This is a genomic window from Clostridium sp. (assembly GCF_051654825.1).
Taxonomy (GTDB): domain Bacteria; phylum Bacillota; class Clostridia; order Clostridiales; family Clostridiaceae; genus Clostridium.
This window is the reverse complement of the sequence record NZ_JBOFYU010000154.1, coordinates 1-10655: the sequence shown is the minus strand read 5'-3', so window position 1 is coordinate 10655 and position 10655 is coordinate 1. Positions and strand designations below refer to the sequence as shown.

Sequence of the window (10655 nt, the reverse complement as noted above, 5' to 3'; positions counted from 1 at the left end):
TATTCATACAGTCTTTTTATAAAGCTATTATTTTTTGTTATGTTTTAGTTTACTTAATCTTAGCAAATCATTTTTATTAGTTACTATGCTGGTATTATTTCTATCCAATAATTATCTGGGTCTGCTATGAAGTATATTCTCATAGCTTTATTTTCGTAACATATACATCCCATTTCTTTGTGCATATTGTATGCCTCATCAAAATCTTCTACTCTAAATGCTAAGTGGAATTCATTATCTCCTAAGTTGTATGGTCTATCCCAATCTCTTAACCATGTTAGTTCTAGTTTATGTTGACTTTCGCCATCTCCTAAGAACACTAGTATAAAGCTTCCATCTTCAGCTACTGTTCTTTTTGTTTCTTCTAGATTTAATGCTTTTTTGTAAAACTCTAAACTTTTTTCTAAGTTTAATACGTTAAAATTGTTGTGGCAAAATGTAAACTTCATTGCAAATCTCCTTATATTTAAATTTTAATTATTATTTATTTGCTTAAATACATTCAAATATAATTTTAAGTAATATATATTTTATTTTCAAGTACTTACTTTTTAGTAATATACTATCCTTTAGGTTAGTTTATTAAATTAATGGCTTTGTAATAATATCCTTGGGTACAAATTCTATTTCTATTTAAAATAAATAGTATATTAATATGGTACTGTTCAATGTATTTTATCAATTTATTTCATTTATATACTTTTCATAATTATAAAATAGTATTTCTGCTATTATGTAGAAAAATAAAGTACAATTATGTTGTACTCCACTATTTAGATATCTAGACACACTTGAACCGTATAGATTATATGGTGTTAAGCTAGCTAGTTTATTGTTCTCTAGTTTAGTTATAGATACAACCTTTGTTCCTCTCATATTTAGTTTTGTTACGTAAGTATCTAAATTATTTGTATTACCAGAGAAAGATACTATTATTACGGCATCTTTGCTTGTTAGATTTTCTATTAAAGATTCAAACTCATACACCCCTTCTACTACAGTAAAATATTTATGGGTAAATAAAAATAATCTTTTAATTTCTTCTACACACATTTGTTGCGCTCTTCCCGTTCCATATATAACGATTCTTTCAGCTTTATGTATTACTTTGCATATATCCCTTACTTTATCTTCGTCATTGTTTTTTATAGTTTCTGCTACTGACCTACTTATACTTTCGATATAATCAACTTTATCTTCTTCTTTTTCCATTTTACTTTGTTCTTCCCATTTTAGAAATATCTTAAATTCACTATACCCACTTAACCCCAGCTTTTGTGTTAGTCTTAGAACTGTACTCTTAGATACATTGCATTTATCCGCTAGTTCATTTATCCCCATCTTTGAACAGTTTTTCTTGTTGTTAAGTATGTATTTAACTATATGTAAATCATTTTCATTAAGTTTGTTATAATTACTGTTAACTAATTCAACTAAATTCATTTGCTGTCCCCCCTGTTTATTTAATTATAATTTAATTCACTTCTATAATTAATTAAACATCTTTAGCCTAATTTCCTACATTAAAAGGGAATATTCCAAAATAATTTTACTTATTCTAGATATTCCCTTATATTTTAACTTTTTATTTAATTTTATACTAATACTAATTCTTCGTCTCTATGTAACTCTGGCCAAAATTCTTTGTTTGCTTCTATTAAATCATCTAATATCGCTTTTGCTACTGTTGCACTTGGTACTGTTTTAGATAATGTAACTGCTTGCCATAACTTTTGATATGATTTTTCTATCCATGCTTCTACTACTAACTTCTCAACTGATACTTGTTGTTCCATTAATCCCTTTTGGAATTGTGGTATAGTACCTATTCTTAGTGGTTCTGGTCCATTAGTTCCTACTATACATGGTATTTCCACCATAGCTGTTTTATCAAAGTTTTCTATTGAACCGTTATTTTCTACTATTAATAACATTCTTTCCCCAGTGTTGTATGCTATTGCACGAGCTAAGTCTACTATGTATGAAGCATGGTCATCTATATGTAATTCACAACCTTCTGTAGATTGATTTTCTATTACTTTTCTACATTCTCCAAATACAAACTTTTCTCTTCCATCCATTACTTCATTTGCACGAGTGTATTCTTTATTTGAATGCTCTACTACATAGTCTTGGAATAAGTAGTATTTTAAATATGTGTTAGGTAAATGTGTTGGGTCTACTTTATATACATCTCTAGCTTTTAAGAACGTATCATTCCAGCTAGCATCACCATGTTGTTGTCCTTCTATATCTACACAGTATCCATATTTACTTACATGTTCTTTTATTTTTGGCATTAAATCATTTCCTTCTTTATCTGTGATACTCGACCACCATCCAAAGTGATTTAATCCATAATAACGTACATTCATTTCTTTACGAGAATCAAGCCCTGCTATTTTAGCCATAAACTCTTCTGTTCCAACTGGCATATCGCATATATTTAATATTCTTGAATTTGGTCTAAGTCTTCTAGTTGCTTCTGCTACTATTGCAGCTGGATTTGAGTAGTTTAACATCCAAGCATCTGGTGAATATTTTTCCATATAGTCTAGTATTTCTATAACTGGACCTATTGAACGCATACCATATGCCATTCCTCCTGGTCCACAAGTTTCTTGTCCAACTACCCCATGCTTTAGAGGTATTTTTTCATCTAATTCACGCATTGCATATTTTCCAACTCTTATATGAGCCATTACAAAATCTATATCAGTAAATGCTTCTTCTGGATCTACTGTAGCCAAAAACTCTATCTCTGGTGCTTTTTCTCTAAGTATTATTTCACATGCCTTTGCAATTGTTTCTTGTCTTTCTTCATCATTATCATAGAACTTTATCTTTCTTAATGGTAATTTATCTAAGTTATCTAATAACATTAATACTATCCCTGGTGTAAATGTACTACCTCCACCTGCTATTGCTATTGAAAATTTTTTCATATCTATATCCCCCAATGTCTTTTATTATTTTATTTATACTTAATTTATATCACCTAAATTTTAGGTTATCAATAATTCTCTCTTAAGTTGGTATTTGTTTTAAAACCTGTTTTTTTTCTCAGTTTGTGAGAATTTTCTCAATTAGCTTTCTCATCGGTTAATGCTTTTTTGGCATCTAATACCTTTTCAAATTCTTCTCTAAATTGTGGTACTGATAGACCTATTATTACTTGGATTGCTTTTTTATTCCTAGATACTCCATGGGCACCTATCTCTCTAAACTTAGCATCTGAAGCTATTAAAGTTTCATCAACTACATTTAAACGAAGTCTAGTCGCACAATTTGTAACATCTATTATATTTGATGCTCCTCCTAGTAACTCTAGAGTTTGCTCAGCTTTGCTTAAAGAAGCTACATTTCCACCTTGTTGCTTAGCTTTGTAGTCAGCCTTTGTGTATAATTTAGCTTCTTCATCACCATCTTCTCTACCTGGTGTTTTGAAGTCAAACTTTAGTATTAAGTATCTAAATGTTACAAAGTATATTCCTGTAAATGTTAGACCTATACCTATTTGAGTCAAGTATGTAGGCCAGTGATATTTAAATAGCGGTATCCAGTTAAGAGCAGCCCAATCTATAAGCCCTGAACCAAAGTTCCCAACTACTCCAAATGCATATGATACTGCTGATAAAGTTGCAGCTAAAACCGCATGTACTGCAAATAGTGGTGGTGCTATAAATAGGAATGTAAATTCAAGTGGCTCTGTTATACCTACCAACACTGCTGTTAGTACTGCTGGTACAACTAGACCTGTTACTACTTTTTTCTTTTCTGGTTTAGCAGTAGCTATAAATGCTAGACCCATACCTATACATCCAAATACTTTAGATAATCCATGAAGAGCAAATCCTCCTTGTGGAAACATTTCCTTTAATGATTGTGTACTTGTTGCAAAATCTGATAAATGGGTTGCCCAGTATACATTTATACCACCTTCAACTACGGCTTGGTCAAATGTGAATGGGCTATATATAAAGTGATGTAATCCAGTTGGTATTAATATACGTTCTAGGAATGTATATAGCCAAACACCTACATTTCCCGATGCTATCAAGAAACTTTGTACAGACCCTATCATACCTTGTACCATTGGCCATATCCAAGAAGTCAAGAATGCCACTGGGAGCATAATAAAGAATGATATCATTACAACTAATGAAGAGCCTTGGAATACACCTAAAAAGTCGGGTAATCTTTTATCAAAGTATTTATTATGTACATAAACTACTATACTAGCTATTAATATAGAACCTACCATACCAGTATCTAAAGTTTTGATACCAGCTATCATAGTTAATCCACTAGTTCCTCCAACTTCAGCAGCAAAATCTACTCCAAAAGTAGGACCCCATTGTGAAAGTATTGCACTTATGAAATAATTGAAAGTTAAGTATGTTGCTAATGATTCTAAACATGCACGAGCTTGAGCTTTTTTAGCTAATGCTATAGGAAGACCTATTACGAATAATAACGGTAATTGTCTAAAGCACATCCATGCACCTTCTTCTATTACGTACCACATTTGGTACCAAAGCCCATCAGGGTTTGCTATACTACCTACTATCTCTTGATTCTTACATACTGTAGCAAGTCCTACCATAATACCTGCAAAAGCGAATAGTAATACCGGTGTAAACATTGCAGATCCAAATCTTTGGATTTTTTGCATCATATAAATCACTTCCCCTTTCATTTTTCATGAGTTGTTACCTCTTAATTAAGTTATACCCTACCCTGAAATCGTTTTCAATATTATTGGCATAAAGAGATATTATTCTCAAATTTGTATACTTTTCTCATTTTACGGTAATTTTCCCTTAAGTCTCATAAATATTGATTAGTATAATCTATACTGCTAGAATTAATACAAATCGTATAAAAAGGTGGTGAAGTTCCTTATTAGGGACTATTAATATGTTTAATATATTTAAGAAAACTCAGAAATTGAATGCTCCAATATCAGGAAGAGTAATTGATCTATGCGATGTGCCAGACGATGCATTTGCACAGAAGATGATAGGAGATGGAATTGCTATAGATACTACTGGAGATGTAGTCGTTGCTCCTTGTGATGGAGTTGTTGAATTTATAATGGATACCAAACATGCATTTGCTATGTCTACGGATAATGGGGTAGAACTATTAATTCATGTGGGTATTAATACTGTAGACCTTAAAGGTGAAGGATTTGAAGTATTAGTATCTGAGAAAGATAAAGTAGTAATTGGTACTCCTATATTAAAATTAGATCGAAGTATTTTTGATGCGAATAATATCTCTTTAATTACTCCTCTGTTAATTACTAACCATAATGAATTAAAATCCCTTAACGGATTAGTCGGCTCTCAAGTGACTGCAGGTGAAGACTGTGTTCTTGAATATAAATTATAAAAGTATCCTATAGGATACTTTTATTTTTACTACTCAGAATTTAAAGTTGGAGTTCAATTATATAAATTGAAATTTTATTTAATCTACTCCTATTTATTTATGCTCAATAAATCTTCTCCAACATTTATATTACTATTATTTATAACATTAATCTTTGCATACTCAAATGAGTTAGTTATAACAATGGGAGTTATTGATGTTTTAGCATTTGATTTAACTTTATCTACATCAAATCTTATTAGCTCTTGACCTTCTACTACCATATCTCCTGTATTTACTAGGGCTTCAAATCCATCACCATTCATTTTTACAGTGTCTATACCAATATGTATTAGTACTTCAACTCCATCATCACTTTTAACACACACAGCATGCTTAGATGGTAAAAACAACTGTATTACTTCTCCTTTTACTGGAGAACATACAATTCCTTCAGATGGTTCTATTGCAATTCCATCGCCTAACATTTTGCTCGCAAAAGTTTCATCTGGTACTTCTGTTAAACTTAGTATCTTACCATTCATTGGTGATTTTACTATACCATTATCATCTTTTGTTGCTTTATCCTTTTTTCTTCCAAATAATTTACTTAACATTTTTTACACCTAGATCCTCTCAATAATATTAATTTATTTAACCTAGAAAATCACTCCAACTTAGTAGAGTGATTTTCTTATTTCATATTTCTTTTTATGTATTAGAACTTGTGATTATCTGGGCATGGGTAGTATCTTTTTGCTTTATTTACTTTCTTTATTAACTCCATATCCTCATCATCTAACTTTAATTGTAATGCTCTTAAGTTTATCACTTGCTCTTCTTTCTTAGTTGACATAGGTATAACTATTATGTCTCTTTTCATAAGCCAAGCTAGTATTACTTCATACACTGTTACATTATGCTTATTAGCTACTTGAACTAACTCATCTTTTTCTAAACATTCATTTTTCATAAATGAGCAGTATGACTCTATATGACAACCAAATTTTGCACAGTAATCTTGAAGATTATATTGTGGTAAATTTGGATGAGTTTCTACTTGGTTTATCATAGGCTTTATTTTTGCAGTTTCTAATAATCTATCTAAGTGATGTATTTGGAAATTAGATACTCCTATCGCTTTTACTAAGCCTTCTTCGTATATTTCTTCCATTTGCTTCCACGCAGCTGCATTTTCTTCGTAAGATCTTGGCCAGTGAAGTAAATATAAATCAAAGTACTCTGCTCCTGTAGCTTCTAATGCTCTTAACACTTCACTTCTTATGTCTGTAAACTCAGTAGTCCATACTTTTGATGTTATCCATAAATCTTTTCTATCTACTGATGATATTTCTAAAGCTTCCTTTAAGCACTCTTCATTTTCGTATACTTTTGCTGTATCTATCATTTTGTATTCTGAATCTATTGCTGATAAAAATGCATTTGTTGCTTCTTCTCCTGTAGCCCTAAATGTTCCTAATCCAAATTTAGGCATTTGTAGTCCGTTAGATAAAGTAATGTATTCCATTTTAGTTGATAAAGCTGTATATTCCATTTTATTTTCTCTCCCTCTTATTATTAATTAAACTATTTCTGGCCAGTATTCTTTGTTAGCCTCTATTAAATCATCTAATATATTCTTTGCTACACTTGCACTTGGTACTGTTTTTGATAATATTATTGCTTGGTATAATTTCTCATAGCTATTGTTTATCCATGCATCTACAACTAGCTTTTCAACTGCTACTTGCTGGCTCATTAGTCCTTTTTGGAACATTGGTATTTCTCCTACTTGTAGAGGTATTGGTCCATCACTACCTAATAAACAAGGTATCTCTACCATTGCATCATCATCAAAATTATTTATTGAACCATTGTTTGGTACTATTAATAACATTCTTTCTTTAGTATTGAATGCTATTGCTCTTGCTAAGTCTACTATGTATGTTGCATGAGCATCTTTGTGGAATGCACAATTTTCACTTGTGTTAGCTTCTACTATTCTTTTACATTCTGTAAATACGTCTTTCTCTCTACTTTCCATAACTTCATTAGCTCTAGTCTTTTCTGCGTTTGCATGACTTACTACATAGTCAGGGAATAAGTAGTATTTTAAGTATGTATTAGGTAAAGTTTCAGAGTCTAGCTTAGCTATATCTCTAGCTTTTTGGAATGTATCTAACCATGATGGACCATAATGTTGAAGATCTATATCTTTAGATATATATCCATGTTCTACTACGTGTTCTCTTATTGTTGGAAGTAACTCATTTCCTTGTTTATCTTTTATACTAGACCACCATCCAAAGTGATTTAATCCGTAGTAAATTACATCTAAGTCTTTTCTTGAGTTAAACCCTGCTATTTTAGCCATTTTATCTTCTATTGATATTGGCATATCACATATATTTATTATCTTAGAATCAGGTCTAAGTCTTCTTGTAGCTTCTGCAACTATAGCTGCTGGATTTGAGTAATTTAACATCCAAGCATTTGGTGAGTATTTTTCCATATAGTCTATTATCTCTACTATTGGTCCTATTGATCTAAGTCCGTATGCCATTCCACCTGGTCCACAAGTTTCTTGACCTACTACACCATACTTTAATGGTATTTTTTCATCTTTTTCACGCATATCATAAAGACCAACTCTTATGTGTGCCATTACAAAATCTATATCTGTAAATGCTTCTTCTGGATTTGTTGTTTGTACAAATTCTATATCTGTAGAGTTATCTCTTACTAATATTTCACAAGCATCTGCTATTACTTTTTGTCTTTCTTCATTGTTATCATATAATTTTATCTTTCTTATTGGGAATTTATCTAAGTTATTCATTAACATTAATACTATTCCTGGTGTAAAAGTTGATCCCCCACCTGCTATACATATTGAAAATTTCTTATTATTATCCATTGATTACTGTCCTCTCTCTTTCTATTAATTTTTCTAATTTTTCTCTTATATTAGGTACTTTAAGCCCTATTACTACTTGTATTGATTTTTTGCCTTTTACTACTCCATGAGCTCCATATTTTTTAAACTCGGTATCGCTTAAAGTATTATTTTCATCTTTTAAAGTTATTCTAAGTCTAGTCATACAGTTTGAAACTTCTAGTACGTTTTCTTCTCCACCTAGACACACTAACAATCCTTCTATATCTTCACTAATTTCATCTGTATTATCTTTTGATTTCTTCTTTTGTTTTGCATCTTTCTTAGAGTAGAACTTTATTTCTTCTCCTTCTTCTCTACCTGGAGTTTGTAAGTTCATTTTTTGTATAGCAAATTTAAATACTAGGAAATAAACTACTGTGAATGATAAACCTATCAAAATTTGTATTAAGTAAGTACCACCATGTGTTCTAAATAATGGTAACCAGTTTAAAGTTGCGAAGTTTATAAGCCCTGATCCAAAGTCTCCAGCTACTCCAAACGCAAACATTATTGCCGACATAGTACCAGCTAACACTGCATGTATAAAGAATAGTACTGGTGCTATAAATATAAATGTAAATTCAAATGGCTCAGTTACGCCAACTAACATTGCTGTTAATGTGATTGGTATTAATAATCCTAAAGTTCTCTTTTTCTTTTCTGGTTTTGCTGTTGCATAAAATGCTAGAGACATCCCTAAAGTTCCAAATATCTTTGAATGACCAAACATCATATATCCTCCAGCAGGGAATATTGATGCCAATGTTCCTCCACCTGCTTTTGCTGCTTCTATAGTTGCTATCCACGCTGCTTTAGCTCCTCCTGCCACTACTAAATCTCCATATTCAAATGGTTGATAAACTAAGTGATGAAGACCTGTTGGTACTAGGAATCTTTCTAAGAAAGTGTATATCCCTACTCCAAATGTTCCCGTATTTAGTATTAAGTTTTGACCACTTAATATTATTTGTTGAATCTTAGGCCAGATAACAACAGTTGCTAAAGCTACTGGTATAAGTAAGAAGAACATTATTACATATACACATACAGATCCGCTAAAAGTACCTATGAATTCTGGTAACTCTTTGTCAAAGAACTTATCATGAATGTACACTGTTAGTAATGCAATTATTATTGCGCCTAATATACTCATATCGAAAGTTGTAATTCCTGCTATTTGAGTAATTCCTGCTGATGTTTCTAAATCTACTCCAAACTTTGGCCCATACAAAGTTAAAATTGTATTTATGTAGTAGTTATAAGTTAAAAAACATAATAACGCTTCTAAAGATGCTCTAGCTGGTGTTTTTTTAGCTAATGCAATTGGCATTCCTACAACAAATATTAATGGCATTTGTCTAAATATAGTCCATGCCCCTTCACCGATTATGTGCCATAGTGAATACCATATGGTTCCCTCTGTTGCTATTGAACCCACTAGATTAGTATCCTTAAATACTATCGATAATCCAGCCATTATCCCTGCAAATGCAGTGAATAAAACTGGAGTATATAATGCTCCCCCAAATTTTTGTAATGCGCTTTTCATTTTTACCCACCTATCTTTTTATAATTTGACTATCATTGATTACATTTAGTATCATTTCATCTGATATGTATCCATTGTCTCCTAATATATAGTGCTTTAATGCACATAAAGGTGTTGCATAATCTATTATTGATTGACCCTCTTTATTTTTAATAATGCCATCAATAATCCCACTCATGAAGTAATCTCCACTCCCTACTCTATCTACTATATTTTCAATATTATATTTCTTAGACTTATATAGTTGGTTATCATAGTAGTATCCAACTATTGTATGGTAACTAGAATTTATAACCTTTCTATTAGTTGAAAATATAGCTTCTATATTTGGATATTCCTCTTTTATCTTTTCATAGTAATAATTAAGCTGACCTTCAAAATCTAATTCTTCATTACCACATTTTATTCCTAGTATATTTTTGGCATCTAATATACCGCAAGAAATATAGTCAACATACCCCATTACTTCCTTAATAGCTTTTGAAGCTTCTTCAATACTCCATAGCTTACTTCTATAGTTAAAATCAAAGAATATTTTTATCCCTTTTTTCTTTGCATGCTTTAATATATTAAATCCAAACTTTCTTGTATTTTCAGATATACCAAAATCTATACCTGATAGAACTATATAATCTATACCTTTCAAAATTGATTCTATATTATATAATTCTTCATTGATTAAGCTAAAAGCAGAGTACTTTCTATCGTAAATTACCTTTGGAGATTTTAAACCTTGTCCATTTTCAAGGTAATAAGTTCCCAATCTCCCATTAGAGTAATCTATTTTACTTG

Annotated in this window: 10 protein-coding genes; 1 reads left to right on the top strand and 9 read right to left on the bottom strand. The window is 31.0% G+C overall.

Translation table 11 applies throughout. The features are described from left to right. Positions 1–83 precede the first annotated feature (83 nt). From ACRDBA_RS09295 to ACRDBA_RS09280, 4 genes are all read right to left on the bottom strand, one after another. Entirely contained in the window at positions 84–449 is a 366-nt protein-coding gene (locus tag ACRDBA_RS09295; RefSeq protein ID WP_438572646.1) for a VOC family protein, read from the bottom strand. Positions 450–678: 229 nt separating this feature from the next. Beyond that, entirely contained in the window at positions 679–1443 is a 765-nt protein-coding gene (locus tag ACRDBA_RS09290; protein ID WP_438572645.1) for a MurR/RpiR family transcriptional regulator, read from the bottom strand. Between the two features lie 152 nt (positions 1444–1595). Next, entirely contained in the window at positions 1596–2945 is a 1350-nt protein-coding gene (locus ACRDBA_RS09285) for a 6-phospho-alpha-glucosidase (protein ID WP_438572644.1), read from the bottom strand. A 137-nt stretch (positions 2946–3082) separates the two neighbouring features. Beyond that, positions 3083–4678, bottom strand: a complete 1596-nt coding sequence (locus ACRDBA_RS09280) for an alpha-glucoside-specific PTS transporter subunit IIBC (protein ID WP_438572643.1) — start codon at positions 4676–4678, stop codon at positions 3083–3085. Positions 4679–4920: 242 nt separating this feature from the next. Between ACRDBA_RS09280 and ACRDBA_RS09275 the strand changes: the two genes are divergently transcribed. Further along, positions 4921–5397, top strand: coding sequence for a PTS sugar transporter subunit IIA (locus ACRDBA_RS09275; protein WP_438572642.1), 477 nt, complete (start codon positions 4921–4923; stop codon positions 5395–5397). A gap of 89 nt (positions 5398–5486) precedes the next feature. On the opposite strand, the gene ACRDBA_RS09270 is transcribed toward ACRDBA_RS09275, so the two are convergent. The 5 genes from ACRDBA_RS09270 to ACRDBA_RS09250 form a co-directional block, all read right to left on the bottom strand. Continuing rightward, positions 5487–5993, bottom strand: a complete 507-nt coding sequence (locus ACRDBA_RS09270) for a PTS sugar transporter subunit IIA (RefSeq protein WP_438572641.1) — start codon at positions 5991–5993, stop codon at positions 5487–5489. 101 nt (positions 5994–6094) lie between these two features. After that, a complete protein-coding gene (locus ACRDBA_RS09265) occupies positions 6095–6931 on the bottom strand; it encodes an aldo/keto reductase (RefSeq protein WP_438572640.1) in 837 nt (278 codons plus the stop codon). Positions 6932–6958: 27 nt separating this feature from the next. Then, a complete protein-coding gene (locus ACRDBA_RS09260) occupies positions 6959–8293 on the bottom strand; it encodes a 6-phospho-alpha-glucosidase (protein ID WP_438572639.1) in 1335 nt (444 codons plus the stop codon). After that, positions 8286–9863 (bottom strand): alpha-glucoside-specific PTS transporter subunit IIBC, encoded by a 1578-nt coding sequence (locus ACRDBA_RS09255; RefSeq protein ID WP_438572638.1) that lies wholly within the window; start codon positions 9861–9863, stop codon positions 8286–8288. Before ACRDBA_RS09255 ends, ACRDBA_RS09260 begins: the two co-directional genes overlap by 8 nt. 10 nt (positions 9864–9873) lie before the next feature. Beyond that, on the bottom strand, positions 9874–10655 hold a 782-nt coding region (locus tag ACRDBA_RS09250), incomplete at its 5' end, for a PfkB family carbohydrate kinase (protein ID WP_438572637.1).

Bases quoted from the DNA above. Each gene is read 5' to 3' on its own strand.
- ACRDBA_RS09295 (WP_438572646.1), bottom strand. From the start codon at position 449: ATGAAGTTTACATTTTGCCACAACAATTTTAACGTATTAAACTTAGAA.
- ACRDBA_RS09290 (WP_438572645.1), bottom strand. From the start codon at position 1,443: ATGAATTTAGTTGAATTAGTTAACAGTAATTATAACAAACTTAATGAA.
- ACRDBA_RS09285 (WP_438572644.1), bottom strand. From the start codon at position 2,945: ATGAAAAAATTTTCAATAGCAATAGCAGGTGGAGGTAGTACATTTACA.
- ACRDBA_RS09280 (WP_438572643.1), bottom strand. From the start codon at position 4,678: ATGATGCAAAAAATCCAAAGATTTGGATCTGCAATGTTTACACCGGTA.
- ACRDBA_RS09275 (WP_438572642.1), top strand. From the start codon at position 4,921: ATGTTTAATATATTTAAGAAAACTCAGAAATTGAATGCTCCAATATCA.
- ACRDBA_RS09270 (WP_438572641.1), bottom strand. From the start codon at position 5,993: ATGTTAAGTAAATTATTTGGAAGAAAAAAGGATAAAGCAACAAAAGAT.
- ACRDBA_RS09265 (WP_438572640.1), bottom strand. From the start codon at position 6,931: ATGGAATATACAGCTTTATCAACTAAAATGGAATACATTACTTTATCT.
- ACRDBA_RS09260 (WP_438572639.1), bottom strand. From the start codon at position 8,293: ATGGATAATAATAAGAAATTTTCAATATGTATAGCAGGTGGGGGATCA.
- ACRDBA_RS09255 (WP_438572638.1), bottom strand. From the start codon at position 9,863: ATGAAAAGCGCATTACAAAAATTTGGGGGAGCATTATATACTCCAGTT.